At 48.1% G+C, this 15,191-nt stretch carries 15 protein-coding genes and 1 pseudogene; 7 read left to right on the top strand and 9 right to left on the bottom strand.

The window, feature by feature from the left end; genetic code table 11:
* The first annotated feature begins 48 nt into the window (after window positions 1-48).
* Window positions 49-1,113 carry a hypothetical protein gene (locus AB4O05_RS03830; RefSeq protein WP_460164838.1) on the top strand — a complete coding sequence of 355 codons (1,065 nt, stop codon included), beginning with the start codon at window positions 49-51 and terminating at the stop codon, window positions 1,111-1,113.
* Window positions 999-1,772 carry a replication endonuclease gene (locus tag AB4O05_RS03825; protein WP_460164837.1) on the top strand — a complete coding sequence of 258 codons (774 nt, stop codon included), beginning with the start codon at window positions 999-1,001 and terminating at the stop codon, window positions 1,770-1,772. The genes AB4O05_RS03830 and AB4O05_RS03825 overlap by 115 nt, the downstream gene beginning before the upstream one ends.
* A gap of 12 nt (window positions 1,773-1,784) precedes the next feature.
* On the opposite strand, the gene AB4O05_RS03820 is transcribed toward AB4O05_RS03825, so the two are convergent.
* From AB4O05_RS03820 to AB4O05_RS03810, 3 genes are all read right to left on the bottom strand, one after another.
* Entirely contained in the window at window positions 1,785-3,308 is a 1,524-nt protein-coding gene (locus AB4O05_RS03820) for a relaxase/mobilization nuclease domain-containing protein (protein WP_460132895.1), read from the bottom strand.
* A gap of 3 nt (window positions 3,309-3,311) precedes the next feature.
* Window positions 3,312-4,064 (bottom strand): hypothetical protein, encoded by a 753-nt coding sequence (locus AB4O05_RS03815; protein WP_460132897.1) that lies wholly within the window; start codon window positions 4,062-4,064, stop codon window positions 3,312-3,314.
* 260 nt (window positions 4,065-4,324) lie between these two features.
* On the bottom strand, window positions 4,325-6,808 hold the full coding sequence (locus tag AB4O05_RS03810) for an AAA family ATPase (protein ID WP_460132899.1): 2,484 nt from the start codon (window positions 6,806-6,808) through the stop codon (window positions 4,325-4,327).
* Window positions 6,809-7,152: 344 nt separating this feature from the next.
* On the opposite strand from AB4O05_RS03810, the gene AB4O05_RS03805 reads away from it, so the two are divergent.
* Entirely contained in the window at window positions 7,153-7,728 is a 576-nt protein-coding gene (locus AB4O05_RS03805; protein WP_460132900.1) for a hypothetical protein, read from the top strand.
* A gap of 148 nt (window positions 7,729-7,876) precedes the next feature.
* Here the strand turns inward: AB4O05_RS03805 and AB4O05_RS03800 are convergent, their stop codons facing one another.
* From AB4O05_RS03800 to AB4O05_RS03790, 3 genes and pseudogenes are all read right to left on the bottom strand, one after another.
* Window positions 7,877-8,560, bottom strand: a complete 684-nt coding sequence (locus AB4O05_RS03800) for a hypothetical protein (RefSeq protein ID WP_460132902.1) — start codon at window positions 8,558-8,560, stop codon at window positions 7,877-7,879.
* A 415-nt stretch (window positions 8,561-8,975) separates the two neighbouring features.
* A pseudogene (locus tag AB4O05_RS03795) lies at window positions 8,976-9,101 on the bottom strand (hypothetical protein); the annotation flags it as partial.
* 203 nt (window positions 9,102-9,304) lie between these two features.
* On the bottom strand, window positions 9,305-9,583 hold the full coding sequence (locus AB4O05_RS03790) for an accessory factor UbiK family protein (protein WP_460132903.1): 279 nt from the start codon (window positions 9,581-9,583) through the stop codon (window positions 9,305-9,307).
* A 422-nt stretch (window positions 9,584-10,005) separates the two neighbouring features.
* On the opposite strand from AB4O05_RS03790, the gene glnK reads away from it, so the two are divergent.
* From glnK to sutA, 4 genes are all read left to right on the top strand, one after another.
* Complete coding sequence (gene glnK, locus AB4O05_RS03785; protein ID WP_002555808.1) at window positions 10,006-10,344, top strand: P-II family nitrogen regulator; 339 nt, start codon at window positions 10,006-10,008, stop codon at window positions 10,342-10,344.
* Window positions 10,345-10,378: 34 nt separating this feature from the next.
* The gene (locus AB4O05_RS03780; RefSeq protein ID WP_460132906.1) at window positions 10,379-11,716 is read left to right on the top strand and encodes an ammonium transporter; all 1,338 of its coding nucleotides are present in this window, start codon (window positions 10,379-10,381) and stop codon (window positions 11,714-11,716) included.
* Between the two features lie 210 nt (window positions 11,717-11,926).
* Window positions 11,927-12,352 carry a secondary thiamine-phosphate synthase enzyme YjbQ gene (locus tag AB4O05_RS03775; RefSeq protein WP_071485166.1) on the top strand — a complete coding sequence of 142 codons (426 nt, stop codon included), beginning with the start codon at window positions 11,927-11,929 and terminating at the stop codon, window positions 12,350-12,352.
* Between the two features lie 103 nt (window positions 12,353-12,455).
* Window positions 12,456-12,782: a transcriptional regulator SutA gene (gene sutA / locus AB4O05_RS03770; protein ID WP_460132909.1), complete on the top strand. Its 327-nt coding sequence runs from the start codon at window positions 12,456-12,458 to the stop codon at window positions 12,780-12,782.
* Between the two features lie 93 nt (window positions 12,783-12,875).
* On the opposite strand, the gene AB4O05_RS03765 is transcribed toward sutA, so the two are convergent.
* From AB4O05_RS03765 to AB4O05_RS03755, 3 genes are read right to left on the bottom strand one after another with little or no spacing between them, the layout of a single operon-like run.
* Entirely contained in the window at window positions 12,876-13,571 is a 696-nt protein-coding gene (locus AB4O05_RS03765) for an HAD family hydrolase (RefSeq protein WP_460132911.1), read from the bottom strand.
* Window positions 13,568-14,467 carry a tyrosine recombinase XerC gene (gene xerC / locus AB4O05_RS03760; protein WP_460132914.1) on the bottom strand — a complete coding sequence of 300 codons (900 nt, stop codon included), beginning with the start codon at window positions 14,465-14,467 and terminating at the stop codon, window positions 13,568-13,570. Before xerC ends, AB4O05_RS03765 begins: the two co-directional genes overlap by 4 nt.
* Before the next feature lie 2 nt (window positions 14,468-14,469).
* On the bottom strand, window positions 14,470-15,186 hold the full coding sequence (locus AB4O05_RS03755) for a DUF484 family protein (RefSeq protein ID WP_460132916.1): 717 nt from the start codon (window positions 15,184-15,186) through the stop codon (window positions 14,470-14,472).
* Window positions 15,187-15,191 lie beyond the last annotated feature (5 nt).

Below are 15,191 nucleotides of genomic sequence, written 5' to 3'. Positions count from 1 at the left end.
TTAATTTTATTATTTGTTATAATTAAGTTACCACACAAAATTAAACAAATGAAAACTACCCATAACCCAATTATACCTTTTTTAAATAGAAAGCAAACAATAAGCAAAGAAAACTTTGAAGAAATCTATGCTGACGCTTTTATTTATCAGAAAAAAGACATATCAATCTACGAACTCTCTCAAAAAATAAAAGTCGTCATAGCTCAGTTAAGCCAATCTACGAAAACATTTGAGCTTGCACACTCGTATGAAGTAGTTGTTGACGTGCCTTTTCTAAACAACGAAGAAGCCGAAGACAGCGGGCTATATAGTCTTATCAAGTCGCAAGACAAGTACGTGCGAGTCTTAAAGGCAAAAAAGAACGTAGAATTCTCATTTCAAGAGAAAATAGATGACTACGACAAAGAGACCATTGCTTTTGCGAATGTCATCAATAAGTTGTTCGGCTACCTTTGTGTTAACAAGAACTTGAAAGACCTAATACTGCAAGCAAGTTCGGTCGAGTTACGCAGGAAAGAGCTAGAAAGCATAACTGTATATAAAAACATAAAATTTTCAGATTTGAGATGCCCTGGGACCATATTTGACAAGCTTGATGAATACTTCATTACCGATGAAGCATTAAATTTTGCTAGTGACATGGCCTTTATGAATAAAGAATTTGACAGAAAAGACAAAAGAACATTTCGACGATTAAAAAATATTATAAGAAAGATAGCACGAAAGCAAAGAGAAATTCACTTAATGAGAAAGCGAAAGATAGGTGAAAATGGGGAAAAATACTGCAGCGAGGAGCTATTAAAGTATCAGCACGAAAAAGATATTGAGCAACAAGATTTCGTAAATAATACAGAGGTTATTTATAAAAATGAATTAACTGAAAAAGAGGAGTCGGTACCGCTTGCACAGTTCGCCTTGACTGACGAACGTAAAGCATCTGAGATCTACATGAAAGTTAAAGACTTGGAGAAAGAGGCAGAAAAAAAGGCTACATCGCTTTGTTCACTACGTTTACGTGCCCTGCAGAGTTTCATTCGAACCCGTCAACGGGTAGAAATTGTTGGAATGGATCAACACCCAGACAAGCATCTAACTGGCTTTCGGAAAGGCTAGTAGCTTTGAACAAAGACAGAGAGCGACACTCAATTGAGACGCTCGGTATGTGGTGCAAAGAGGCTCACAAAGATCAATGCGTTCATATGCACTCAATGTTTTTCGTAAATCCAACTCAAGTGGATGAATTGATAGATCTGATAAACAAGCACTTCTCTCATAGCCCTAGCGCGGTGAGGATCGTTCGTATCTCAAAAGAAGAGGCTAAAAAAGCCGGTAAAAAAGCGGCAACCCCTGCAAGCTATATTACTAAATACGTTATTAAAAGCTTACGCGATAAGTCCGATGAGTCAATGAAGAATAAAGCCGTTGCGAGACTTTGGGGTTATCGCATGTATGGTTTTTTTGGGAAAACGAAAACAATGTTGTGGCGAACTTTTGACCGCTTCTTTGGTAAAGATTCGCACGAACTAAAATCAAAGCTTAGCAATAAGATTTTCTTTGAATTAGCAGAATTACGAAAAGAAAATAAATTCTGGGAGTTCTGCAAGTACGCGGATGACTTTGTGAAGTCTATAATTTTAGAAGTAGATGCTGAAACGCCAAGCGGATTTGAGTATATAAAGAAGGTCAAATGGGGCTATCGCGTTAAGGGCACAGATGATTGTCTACAGACCAAATTCAATTGTCGTTTAAAAACAAGCATTGTTGGCTATTAGTTTGATTTAGCGTCAACGATTGAAACGGATCAATAGTGAATCTTTCTGTCCACTTGATAGCTTCAGTAGCTTTTCATCTGTCTCTTGATCGTCGAATAACTTTTCTGCTTTCGATCTTCTTTTTGCTCTATCAATGTCTTTCGTTTTAACTTTCGGTTGTGGACCAAGTTGTTCCCGTACCAAGGATTCACTTTTTTGTAGTGCTGAAGTTTCCGGTTCTGAATGACTCGGGAACAAATCAAAGAATGAAGCGCTGGAACTTAATAAATTATCAACCTCGTAACATTCTCTTTTTAGCGCGGTGAGATGGCTCTCAAGAAGTTTGATTTTAGCGTGCGGGTACTTTTTTTGGTTTAAACATATACGCTCATAAAGAGCAAATAGGTCAGCATTGCTAGGTTGATAATTACTGATTTCTTGTCCGATCAGTGCGCAGACCAACCAAGTTTTTCGTTTGAAGGTTTCGTTGCCAGTAGCACAGAACGGACCGTTACTTCCTTGTTCAATCAACGCTTGAATGCCCGCTTTTATGCTAATCTCATTTGGGTTTATAAAAGAAACGCTATTATCATTGACTGTGAAGCGGGTATTATATTTTTGATCTTTGCTTGTGTAGTTAATACCATCTAAAGTCTGAAATTTTGTGTAAAGACTTTCGCGGCGGTTGATTTGTGGTTTGGTGCCAATCCCTGGGCTTGTAGAAATTTCCCCTGCGTCATTTAGTAGCCGTATCCATTCAAAGCGCAGAATTAATTTCACAATACCGTTGTTATCGATATTATATTTTTCAGTCAGTTTGCTGATTTGAAAGCCGATTGAGCTCGGTTTGATTGAGGTAGAACCCTTGGTAATATAGTAACCAGTGAATTTCGCTGGATTGGTTTTGCTCTTGTTTGCGCATATCGTAAAGCCCTGCAACTTCATCATTTCAAACAACGCCACAGGCGTAGTGGCAGCTTTTAAAATTTCTTTAAGCTCCTCCTTGTACTTTTTTTCATCACTCATTTGCGCGGTGCGGTTTTCATACTGCTTTGCTTTGTAATTTAATCTAATAACATTAGGATCATTCCTACTGCCTGAAATCTGTTCATTTTTAAGCTGATACTTCGCTTCTATTTTTTGAGAAAAAGCCTCTAGTGCGCGATAATTATCCTTTTTGAAAAAAGGTCTTTTGTCAAAGTCTCGATTTTCCATGACTAAATGGAAGTGGGGATTCTTGGTGTCCCGGTGAACAGCTATTATGAAATTTCGATTATCGTTAAAGTGTGTTCTCACTAACTCATTGCCGATCAGCAGTAATTTATCATCGGATATGTCTTCGTGCCTCTCCTCAAACGATACAACATAATGCATTTCGTTGCTTCTCTGCCGTGATGTTAACCGGCGGTTAAAGTCTTTTTGAATCTGGCTTGCGGTTTCGTTAATATTTCTCGTATCTATAGGGATATTGCCACTGATACGCACAGCTTTTAATAAAATGTAACGGATGAGACTTTTTGTATTAGGCCTCACGCGAGGTATTTCTTTGATTATCATCATTCACCCCGCGATAACTTCAAAGAGGTCCGTGCTGCCCGCCATGAGTTTTTCATCAACTATATTAAGTCGTGTGATCGAATAGTCGACTGCCTCATTCAGTTTCATCTCGTTTGTTGAATTTTCCACAATGTATCTATCGATATATTCTGAGGCTTTAGTTAACCCCTCATCAGATGCAAATGAAATGTTGGGATTTGAGAAAGTGAGCTGGCAAACGGAAAAGTCATTCAGAAATTTATGAAGTTGCTTTGAAAATGGTTTATCTTTCTCATTAAGTGTTAATAGTTTTTCTTTGTAGAGCGAGAACTCTTTTTGTGAAAAACTAATCGTATATTGCTTTTCTCGTTTTGAAAACGGGTCAACAAATAGAGGTTGATTTATTAATACTTCGGCAATTGGTTTTTTTGAGGTTTGAATTGAAAACGAATCAAATAATAATGGCTTGATGTTTACTCTCGCTTCCAATATTTTGTTAACTGCTCTGCTAATGGTTTTTATTAAGACAGGGTTGCTCGTATCAACTCTATTTATATTTGTATGCAGGTTCACAATCATTTGATTGTATTTTCTGAATTCCAACGCATTAGCATTCTTCGAAATTACAATATGGCTGCGCCCATTTAGAAAGTGCTGCTTAAATGCATTGGATAGAGAGAACTTTGTGGGTGATATTTTATTGTATTCTTTTCTTAGCTGTTCAATAACTATTGAATTTATTTCAGTTAGGCGTGTGCTTAATTTGTATTTTCTCATAACGAAATTGTTGGTTATAGTTATATCGTAGCATTATGTTTTTCAATAGCTGTGAGTCTTGTGGCTTTTTTAGATACGACCCTTGTGGGAGTAGCTTTGTCCCTAATGACTGACCGTAGGGGGAGGGAGTGGGGCAAGCATAAAATAACCGAGCGACGTTAGTCGTGATGGTTTTTTATTCTGCTTGCTTCTTTTGATTTCGATTAAAATTAGACTCCCTGACAAAGCAGAATTTTAATTCTGTTTTGTCAGGGATGTAGTTACTGAAGATTAGTACTGTCAAGAAGCGCCTGATATTGGTCAGGGTCTTTTTGCTTCATTGTGTCAAGCACGAAATTTGCCAGTTTGGTAATTTCGGGAACATCAAGAGGTCTCATACTTCTATCGAATATTTCTTCCAAATGCGATAGCTCATTATTGACTCTATTTGCCAAGCTTGTGGCTATTTGGTCTCCTCCAAAAAAAGCCTTTAACTTTTCATCGTTAGATTTATTATTCGGAAACTTGTAAAATAGATAAGCTTCAAGGAATTTTCTGAGATTGTTCCCGAAGTTATAAAATGATTCGTGCCCGATTTCTATAGCTGTCGAGTTAGCACAGGCATGTACCTGGCTGAACAAATAGTTAAATTCAGTAACGTACTGCTTCAGATACTTGGGCATCAATTTCAAATGACTTACATCGTTTGAGCGCTCAAGTATAAAATACTCACAGTCAATTTTGGGCTTGGGGGAATTATCCATCGGTTTGGATAGTTTTTTAAGGTACTTCAAGAAGTCTAAATTATGAGTCGAGATGAATAGCTGACTATACTTATAGGTGTTTTTTTGATTCGGTATCTTTATTGGGCTTGCAAGTACGTGCTCTATGAGACTATAGACGAAGAAGATATGGTTGCTGTCCAAGCTTGAGATTGGGTCATCAATCCATACGATAAGTTCTTTTCCCTGCGTTTCAACGTCCTCTAATTTCGCAATAAAGTAGCAGAAAGCGACGAGACTGCACTCTCCTTCACTGAGATTTTCCGCAGGTAAATCACCACGGAATATTTTAAAGTTTATTTCTGTTACCGCTTCATTATCTAACGCTGACAGTTTTAATCCGGTATGACCAAAGTGGTTTTCGAGGTAGTGATTGACGCGCTCCGCTCCTCTTCTTTCGTCTTTGAGTTTATTCTTTAATGCCTGAATATCTTTTTCAAGCTGAAGTATTTCTGTGCTTGTCTTGCTTTTGGTTTCGGCTTTTGAAGTGACCTCGCCATTAAGGTCATCTATCGCGTTAAGCTCTTTTTTATAGGATATATCGGTTACAAATTTTGAAACTTCGTCGAGACGCAATATGGTTCTTGCGGTTGATTGGTCATTGTCTAGAGTTTCCGTTTTCTTGTTGTGTTTTGTTACCAACTCCGACACAGAACTATAAATTGCACCTATGTCTAAATCTTCCGGCATTAACGTAGGTGTGGGGAATGTGCGGAAAATATCGTTAAGGCGCAACGATAATACAGTAGTAATTAATAGTAAGTTGTCGTCATATTGCTTAATGCCCTCTAAAAACTGCTCATTTAGGGCTGAAAATTCTTCATGGTAGGTGCTATAAAAATCTAACTGCTTTATCGGCAGCGATTTAGGTAACTGCTCTCGCTCTGTATTGACTCTATCTAAAAGCGCTTGGATGTCAGTCCGCAAGCTGTCGGACTCTTTACTAAAGTGCGCGTCTAATTTTGCCCATAGGTCTGCCGGTATCGGACTACCACAAAAGGCACAGGTTGACCGAACATTTTTATGGCTTTCAATTCCCTCACGAACCCACTTTTGCAATAAAGCATCATTGATTAAGTCCTGAATGCTTTGTGTTGGCTTAACTTCCTTTTCAAGCAAGAGCCGAGCTTCCGCCAAGAACGTGTTTCTTTTATCGGTAAATTTTTCACCAAAAACTATTTCGGGTTTTGCTTGGTCATTCAATAACGTAATGAATTCAGCTTGTTGTTCGGGCGTAAGGTTTGGCTGTGGCTTCTTATCCAGAGCGGTAATATCAGCCTTGATGTTAGTAATCGTATACGTGAATTGCCTATAGTTCGGATTTGTTTTTATAGGCCCGTTGGCTTTGTCACGAAGTTTGCTATCTAATCCAGTTTGTGCTGTTTTCACTCGGCCTTGAACTGCCGCTAAATCTTCTGACTCTATTTTTAGTCGATTACGCAGACTACCAATAGTATCTTCTGTTCCGAGCAGACTCTCCTTTTCTTCAATTTCTTTTTCGAGCGTAATGTTTTCATCACCTAACACAGCGAATGGTTTTATACTCCCGTCAGGATTTGAAAGCCATCGAAGATTATCGTCAACAAAGTCTTTGTTGTACACTCTGACGCTGTATTGGCAAGTATCTAAATTTTGCTGGTTTAGTAGTTCAGGCCCTTCATGTGAGAAGCTGTACTCTGCATTTTGATATTTATCATGCTTCTTTTTTAATTCTAGGCTTCGAACGATTCTTGAAAGACTTGTTTTCCCGGAATAATTTCGGCCATAGATAATGTTCAGCTTTTTAAATTTACCTATGGTCCTACCTTCATCCCTGACTGAAACGTCCCAGTCAAATTCCTTGAAGACAGCGAAATTCTTAATTTTATTGATTTTTGTGAACACAGCCCGCTCCTTGTGCTTGTCGATGGTGGCAGATTGCTTGCCCTCTACAATCTGGCACACATAGGGGGTTAATTGAAGGGCGAAATCGCACGCACGCATCTTCTACTCATCAGAAAAATCGTCGCTTTGGTCAGGCCGACCACGGCCAATGATGGCAACCATTCAGATGGACCTCTACGGCGACCGCAGGTGCATCTCAGCCAACCTGGGCGCGGACGTAGGCGATGCAGAGGGCATGGTCATTCCTTTGAGCATACCGAGGGAGACCGATTTCTGAGGGATTCTATTTACTGGGCTGAATTTTCGTCATCTGGTTCGAATCGTAAAATCCACTCCACCTTAGAAAATACGCACCAAAACAACAAATCCGGTTCGATTGTTGTGTTATGGTTCGAGTCGTGTATTATGAGTCCCTCAACCAGTTAAATTCGCAGGTAAATACAATGTCTGAAGAAAAAAAGGAAACCGTTGCATTCACTATTCGGAATGTTTCGTTAGAAATAGATAAAGCAATTAATGCCATCTCATTAATGGAAGGCAAGTCAAAAAATACGCTGCTTCTTGAACTTTTAGAGCGTGAGTTCTCAAACCCAATTTCGCTTTATGGACGTAAAAGTTCACTTGTCAAAGCGATGGATGAGGATGTATGTCAGGTAAATCAGCTACACCTAATTGATAGCTGGTATGAGAACGAACACATAATTATGATGGAGTTTAAATATAAAGATCTTTTGGAGATAGATACTGAAGAAGATCTGGATATTATTTTTAAGCGAAATATACCGTTGATCGACTTCCGAGCGAAACAGCTTCTGAGACGCGAGCCTTTTGTTCGCCTTCCTAGAGGAATTTCATTAACATTTGCGCTTTTCGCCGAGATTGCTCGAAGAGACGAAGAAACTATCCGCATAGTCAGCAAAAAGATCTTCTACTCTAGACCGCAATTCATAAAAGAGATTAATGAGTTTCGTGAGATTCTTATGCTTCAGCAATTGGATGAGGTCGAGTCTGTTGACTGATTGGATTTCTGCAGGAATACTCCTCAAGTAAGGCCTATATGCAAAGAGGCCTTACTTGCTTTCAAACTTCATTGCAGGTGTTTCATTATTTGCCCCATGAGGCGAACAAGCTCGATAGCAAGTATCAATATCAGCTTTAGGTTTTCCATTATTTTTTCTCCGTCTCGGTTTTGTTTATCAGGTCGCCATCGGCTCCAATTTCAATTGCTCTCTGCACCAACAGTTGATATGAGGTGGTCGGAATTTTATCCTTGAGTTTCTTTATAACTAAGTATGGATTATAAATCAGGGCGAAATTATATGGTCCATAAGCGCCCTCTCTAACATCAATGAATCCTAAATCTAGAAGCACCTTCATATGAGCCCGCCAGGTTGTTACGTTCCGCTCGCCGGTATACCCAGCTTCAATGGCATAAATTGTTTCGTTCTCAATTGTTAGCATGTTTTCATCCCAGACTCTGCACCAAAGTCCAAAGTAGGTCTTTCCTGCGGGAACAGATTTTCCTGTAATCTTTTTTGAAAGATCGTCGATTATGTTTGTGATGATAGAGAGTGTCCTTGGGATAGTTGAGTATCCGTCATTAAGGTTTCTGTCCCAAAGCAAGCTAGCATCTAGTTCAGGCCAAAGTTCAGCTCGCATTTTCATTGAATTTACATGAGCCTTACTTTTGCGCTTCTTTTTTTGAGTCGCATTAAGCGCGGCTAGATTTGCAAGGAAGTCTGGTGCTACTCCCGACGCTGTTACGGGCGCAGTGGGAGGCACAGGTATACCTTGAGGGGCAGCAGCAAGAGCTGGCGTTGGAAGGGGTGGCAATTTGGAGTCAGTCGTCATAGGTCACCTCGTTTTGATCAGGGCAGAATGGTTTGGCTTTCGCCGGTTTCGATTACCAGCTCACCTGGTTGTAGATTCAATTAAAAAGCTTTAATTATCAAAGACTTATAATTTTCGAGTGAACATTGCCGATAACGTTAATCGACAAACTCAGTTTTCAGCTTGTATTCGTTAAAACTCACTAGGATTCTAGTTGCAAATTAATTTACATGCGTTGCTTTACTTTTCATGGCGTTACCGCTGGCTCCGTGCTCGCTGTGCTGTATGTGCTCGGCGTGCTGCCTGTGCTCCTGGTGCTCGCGGGGTCTGGGGATTCTCTGGGCCTTTGGAGGAGAGGAAAATTTCCAGAAAGGCCCGAGTGCTTGGATTCATGTGGATAAGGAGTTTTGAACCCTAATTTATTAATTCGCTAGCTAAGCGCTGTTTCGGGCAGACCCACTAACGTCAGGGACGGCAACCCATTGGCCATATGCACTTCGACGGTGACGGCGGGGGCTTCGACGCCGACCTGGGCGCGGCTGTGGACGATGGCGAGGGACATGCTCGTTCCTTGAAGTGGGAGGCCGCTTCCTGCGGTTTTTCAAGGGTAGACGAGGTGGGTGAGCGTCATGCGGTGGAGGTTTTACAGAACGTATCCGAGGTGCAATGCAACGCCGATGTGGGCACTGGCTTGCCTGCGATCCAAGCGACTCGGTATGTCAGTTGGACCCAGTTGATCCCATCGCAGGCAAGCCAGCACACATTTCATCGCGTTGTGCCGGACGACTCTGCCGTCGGATTCAAACGCGCTTCCAACTCCGCCACTTTCGCCTCCAGGCTCTCCAACCGCGCACGTGTGCGGGCGAGCACGACCATCTGGCTATCGAATTCTTCCCGGCTCACCAGGTCGAGCTTGCTGAAGCCACTCTGCAGCAAGGCCTTGAACTGGCTTTCGATTTCATTGCGAGGCAACGGGGTATCACCGCTGAACAGGCGAGAGGCATGGCCGCTCAGGGCGTCGAGGAGGTCTTTGGGCGCGAGCATGGGAAATATTCCGGAAAACTGTTGGCGGGCAGTGTATCACGCAGCGTCTATAGTCTTTTCCACGACCTGGCACGCACGCTTTTCGCGCATGGGGGCGGGCGGTTGCGCACTGTTTTCGTGCGCATTGAGGCCGCCAGAAAGCCCCGCCGGTGGGCACAAGTGGGCAAAGGACTGATTTCAGTGATTTTTACGGAGCTGGCAAGGTTTCTGCTTAGACGATCATGACCCATGCACTGATGCAGTCGCCGTGACGAATGCAGTGCGCCGACGGATCAGGGGTACAGGTTTCGTCACCAGTGGTTAGCTGGCGTCGCAATGGCAACTGCTCTTGCGACGATGCGTTACAAAGCCAGGCACTGCGCTTAGACTTGAGACGGGTTTGTTTTCCTGGGGCAAGTCCACCAATTCGGGAGAGAGTTTTCATGAAGCTAGTCACTGCCATCATCAAGCCGTTCAAGTTGGACGATGTACGCGAGTCGTTGTCCGAGATCGGCGTGCAGGGCATTACCGTTACTGAGGTCAAAGGCTTCGGTCGGCAGAAGGGTCACACCGAGCTGTATCGCGGCGCGGAATACGTGGTCGATTTCCTGCCGAAGGTGAAGATTGATGTCGCCATTGACGACAAGGATCTTGACCGGGTTATCGAGGCGATAACCAAGGCCGCCAACACCGGCAAGATCGGTGACGGCAAGATCTTCGTGGTCAATCTGGAACAGGCTATTCGCATCCGTACCGGCGAAACCGATACCGACGCAATCTAAGCCGCCAAACCCCAACGCCCCAGGAGAAAACAATATGACTCTGCGTAAACTCGCAGGGCTCGGAGCCCTGTTGTCCATCGTAATGCCAAGCCTGGCCATGGCGGCAGACGAAGTGGCTGCTCCAGTCCTCAACTCCGGCGACACCGCCTGGATGCTGACCGCCACCGCACTGGTGCTGTTCATGACCATCCCTGGCCTGGCGCTGTTCTACGGCGGCATGGTCCGCTCCAAGAATATTCTGTCGGTGATGATGCAGTGTTTCGCCATCACTGGCTTGATCAGCATCCTGTGGGTCATCTACGGTTACAGCATCGCCTTCGATACCACTGGTATGGAACAGGGCGTGGTCAACTTCAACTCCTTCTTCGGCGGCATGGGCAAGGCGTTCCTGGCGGGTGTCACCCCGGCCAGCATCACCGGGCCTGCGGCGCTGTTCCCGGAAGCGGTGTTCATCACTTTCCAGATGACGTTCGCCATCATCACCCCGGCGCTGATCGTCGGTGCGTTCGCTGAGCGCATGAAATTTTCCGCGATGCTGATCTTCATGGGCATCTGGTTCACCCTGGTCTACGCGCCGATCGCGCACATGGTCTGGAGCGGCAACGGCGGTCTGATGTGGGACTGGGGCGTGCTGGACTTCGCTGGCGGCACGGTGGTGCACATTAACGCCGGTGTGGCGGGCCTGGTGGCGTGCATCGTGCTCGGCAAGCGTAAAGGTTTCCCGACTACCCCGATGGCCCCGCATAACCTGGGCTACACCCTGATTGGCGCGGCAATGCTGTGGATCGGCTGGTTCGGCTTCAACGCCGGCTCCGCTGTTGCGGCCAACGGCACTGCCGGCATGGCGATGCTGGTGACCCAGATCGCAACGGCTGCTGCAGCGCTGGGTTGGATGTTCGCCGAGTGGATCACCCACGGTAAGCCAAGCGCACTGGGCATCGCCTCGGGTGTGGTGGCTGGCCTGGTAGCAATCACGCCGGCTGCTGGCACCGTGGGCCCGATGGGCGCACTGATCATCGGGCTGGCGGCAGGTGTGGTGTGCTTCTTCTGCGCCACTACCCTCAAACGCAAACTGGGCTACGACGACTCCCTGGACGCATTCGGCGTACACGGCATCGGCGGTATCCTCGGCGCGATCCTGACGGGTGTATTCGCAGCCCCTGCATTGGGCGGCTTCGGCACCGTGACTGATATCGCGGCCCAAGTCTGGATCCAGTGCAAAGGTGTGGGCTTCACCGTGATCTACACGGCGATCGTTACCTACGTCATCCTCAAGGTGCTGGACATGGTCATGGGCCTGCGCGTCACCGAAGAGGAAGAGGCTGTCGGCCTCGACCTGGCGCAACACAACGAACGCGGCTACAACTTGTAAGTATGCGAAAAAAGATGCCCGGCTTGCCGGGCATTTTTTTGCCTGGCGTTTGTCAGTCATCACACGCTGTGCGGGTTTTTGCGGCGAGTTTGTGATGAGGTGCACACGGCACTTTTCAGCGTGCGAATGTCTTACAGGCATGTAGGCGTATTCGGCACTTTGTTTTTTCCCAGAGCGCGCTAGAATGCGCGCCGATGGGCGGAGAACTGTATGTGGCAACAGACCCTGATTACCCTGCGGGCCAAGCCCCGGGGCTTTCACTTGGTGACCGATGAGTTGCTCGCCGGCCTGCCTGAATTGAAGGCGTGTCGCGTGGGCCTGTTGCACCTGTGGTTGCAGCACACTTCGGCCTCGTTGACCGTCAACGAGAATGCCGACCCGGCGGTTCGCCGTGACTTCGAGCGTTTTTTCAACTCGCTGGTGCCGCAAGGCCGGGCCGGGTTCGAACACAATGACGAAGGTCCGGACGATCTGCCGGCGCACTTCAAGGCCAGTCTCCTGGGCTGCCAGCTGAGTTTGCCGGTCAAGGCTGGCCGCTTGGCGATGGGGACCTGGCAAGGTGTTTATCTGGGCGAGCACCGTGATCATGGCGGTGCTCGCAAAGTCCTCGCCACCTTGCACGGTGATGGGGCATAAGCCACTGGTAATCCGGTGGATGTTGATTTTTTTCCGGCAGCCTTCGACAGATGGCGAAGCTGGGCTATAACTAATCTGCTTTTCGCAAGTCATGAGGTAGAACATGAGCGACGATGATCTGGAAAACGACGAACTGGAAGTAGGTGACGAAGACGACACCGAAGAAGGTCTTGAAGCGGCAGCGGACGACGTTGCTGAAGATGACGGTGGCGATGACGCTCCTGTTCCGGCTGTCAAAGGCAAAGCCAAGGCTGCTGTTTCGGTAGACGAACTGCCGAGCGTTGAAGCCAAGAACAAAGAGCGTGATGCGCTGGCCCGGGCGATGGAAGAGTTTCTTGCCAAAGGCGGCAAGGTGGTCGAAGTTGAGCCTAATGTAGTGGCGGACCCTCCCAAGAAGCCGGATAACAAGTACGGTAGTCGACCTATCTGAGGTCAGTCAGCTGCTTGTAAGAAAAAGCCCGCCGTCGCTGCGGGCTTTTTCATGCCTGATGATTTATTTGCGCCTTGTGGTGAGCCAGATGTCTTACTGCCAGTTGCGGAGCAATTCCGGTAGCTCCGTCAGGCTACGAATCTCCGCATCTGGGTGCTTATCTGCTTCCCACACCTTGGCGCTGGGGTTAAACCACACTGCCCGCAGCCCCGCCTGCTGCGCTCCAGCAATGTCGTCCCCGGGATGATCGCCAACATGCACCGCGGCGCTGGCATCCACTCCGCCGCGCTGCAGCGCTTCCTGAAACAAGCGCGCATCCGGTTTGGCAATGCCGATGTCTTCGGCCCGCAGGGCAAAGTGGAAGTAATCCGCCAGGCCAACGCGCTGCACATCCGCATTGCCGTTGGTGATCACCCCCAGCAAGAAGTGCTGGCGCAGCGCTTGCAGCATCGGCTCGGCTTCAGGGAAGACGGTGAGCTGGTGGCGGGCGTGGATGAATGCTTCGAAGCACACATCGGCCATTTGCGTGGCCTCGGGCTGTGGATAACCGGCCTCTTCAAAGGCGTGTATCAGCACGCGATGGCGCAGGAGACTGATGCGGTTCTTGAGTTCGGGATGACGTTGCAGCACCTGCTGGCGCAGGCTGGCGAAGTGTTCCAGAGGCAAGTCGCCCACCTTGGAGGCGTTGATCGCCAGCCATTCACGCATCGACGCTTCGGCGCTGATGATGACGGGTACGTTGTCCCAGAGGGTGTCGTCCAGGTCGAAGGTGATCAGCTTGATACTCATGAGTCGCCGCCCTTGATGCGTTTGGCCCGTGGATGGGCGCTGTCGTACACCGTTGCCAGATGTTGGAAGTCCAGGTGGGTGTAGATCTGCGTGGTCTTGATATCGGAGTGCCCCAGCAGTTCCTGCACGGCACGCAGGTCCTGGGATGATTCGAGCATATGGCTGGCAAACGAGTGCCGCAGCATATGTGGGTGCAGGTTCTGCCCCAGTTCACGCTCACCGGCGGCCTTGACTCGTACCTGAATCGCCCGTGGCCCCAGGCGTCGGCCTTGCTGGCTGATAAACACCGCGTCGTCCGCCGGGTTGGCCAGCGCCCGCAGCGGCAACCACCGCTGCAAGGCCTCGCGGGCCTTCCTGCCCACCGGCAGTACGCGGGTCTTGCTGCCTTTGCCGAGCACTTGCACCAGGCCGTCCGCGAGGTCGAGCTGTTCGAGGTTCAGGCCGGTCAGTTCCGACAGGCGCAGGCCCGAGGAGTAGAACAGCTCAAGGATCGCCTGGTCGCGATGGGCCAGGAAATCATCTTCTACCGCGCCATCCAGCAATTGCAGGGCACGGTCGGTGTCCAGGGTCTTGGGCAGGCGCCGTTCGCCTTTGGGCGGTGCCAGGCCATTGGCCGGGTCGTGGTCGCACAGGCCTTCGCGGTTGAGGTAGTGATAGAGCCCGCGCACCGCCGACAGCAGGCGTGACAGGCTACGCGAGGACTGGCCCTGCTGGTGCAGGCGTGCGATCAGGCTGCGCAGGCTCTGGATGTCCAGAGCCTTCCAGCTGCCGATCTGTTGTTTTTCGCAGTAAGCCAGGACTTTGTTCAAGTCTCGCCGATAGGCTTCCAGCGTATGGGGCGACACCTGGCGCTCGTTGCGCAGGTGAGCGCAGTAAGCGTCCAGTTGCCGTTCCATGGCTAGCGCACCGCGCGCAGGGCGCTGGTGAAGCGCGGCAGGACGCGGCCCAGCACTTCGGCGATATAGGTCAGAAACAGCGTGCCTACCGAGCTTTTGTAGTGCGCAGGATCTCGGCTGGCAATGGCCAGTACGCCATGTAAGCCTTGATGGCTGAGCGCGACGACGGCGGTGGAGCCGATCTCCTTGCACTGTTCGGCGCCAAACAGGAAGTCCAGCTCATGCTCGCGCAAGGTGCCGCTGATGGTTTTGCCTTCGGAAAGCAGGCCGCCAATTGCTGTTTGCGCTTCGCCGCCGCTGACCCAGCGGCCCACCGGCATCGGGTTGTCGCTGAACAGGATCAGGCTGACAAACGGCACCTTGAAATCCTGGCGCAGGCTGTCTTCCACGGCTATCACCGTTTCTTCCAGGCTGGTGGCGTCCATCAGGGTAAGGATCAGGCGACGGGTCTTCTCGAACAGGCGGTCGTTGTCGCGGGCCACGTCCATCAGGTGTGAGAGGCGATGGCGCATCTCGATATTGCGCTCGCGCAGGATCTTCATTTGCCGCTCCACCAGCGATACGGTATCGCCGCGCTGGTGGGGGATGCGCAGGGCCGGCAGCAGGTCTTCGTGCTCGACGAAGAAATGCGGATTAGCCTCAAGGTACGCCGCGACAGCAGCGGCCTCCAGACTTTCGCTCGGGGATGCTTGTGCGGGTACTTGAGGCTTATCGGTCATACGCT

It is taken from the genome of Pseudomonas sp. S1_G07 (assembly GCF_054668565.1).
The sequence above is the reverse complement of the archived record's forward strand: the minus strand, read 5'-3'. Positions and strand labels throughout refer to the sequence as shown.

Bases quoted from the DNA above. Each gene is read 5' to 3' on its own strand.
- AB4O05_RS03830 (WP_460164838.1), top strand. From the start codon at position 49: ATGAAAACTACCCATAACCCAATTATACCTTTTTTAAATAGAAAGCAA.
- AB4O05_RS03820 (WP_460132895.1), bottom strand. From the start codon at position 3,308: ATGATAATCAAAGAAATACCTCGCGTGAGGCCTAATACAAAAAGTCTC.
- AB4O05_RS03815 (WP_460132897.1), bottom strand. From the start codon at position 4,064: ATGAGAAAATACAAATTAAGCACACGCCTAACTGAAATAAATTCAATA.
- AB4O05_RS03810 (WP_460132899.1), bottom strand. From the start codon at position 6,808: ATGCGTGCGTGCGATTTCGCCCTTCAATTAACCCCCTATGTGTGCCAG.
- AB4O05_RS03805 (WP_460132900.1), top strand. From the start codon at position 7,153: ATGTCTGAAGAAAAAAAGGAAACCGTTGCATTCACTATTCGGAATGTT.
- AB4O05_RS03800 (WP_460132902.1), bottom strand. From the start codon at position 8,560: ATGACGACTGACTCCAAATTGCCACCCCTTCCAACGCCAGCTCTTGCT.
- AB4O05_RS03790 (WP_460132903.1), bottom strand. From the start codon at position 9,583: ATGCTCGCGCCCAAAGACCTCCTCGACGCCCTGAGCGGCCATGCCTCT.
- glnK (WP_002555808.1), top strand. From the start codon at position 10,006: ATGAAGCTAGTCACTGCCATCATCAAGCCGTTCAAGTTGGACGATGTA.
- AB4O05_RS03780 (WP_460132906.1), top strand. From the start codon at position 10,379: ATGACTCTGCGTAAACTCGCAGGGCTCGGAGCCCTGTTGTCCATCGTA.
- AB4O05_RS03775 (WP_071485166.1), top strand. From the start codon at position 11,927: ATGTGGCAACAGACCCTGATTACCCTGCGGGCCAAGCCCCGGGGCTTT.
- sutA (WP_460132909.1), top strand. From the start codon at position 12,456: ATGAGCGACGATGATCTGGAAAACGACGAACTGGAAGTAGGTGACGAA.
- AB4O05_RS03765 (WP_460132911.1), bottom strand. From the start codon at position 13,571: ATGAGTATCAAGCTGATCACCTTCGACCTGGACGACACCCTCTGGGAC.
- xerC (WP_460132914.1), bottom strand. From the start codon at position 14,467: ATGGAACGGCAACTGGACGCTTACTGCGCTCACCTGCGCAACGAGCGC.
- AB4O05_RS03755 (WP_460132916.1), bottom strand. From the start codon at position 15,186: ATGACCGATAAGCCTCAAGTACCCGCACAAGCATCCCCGAGCGAAAGT.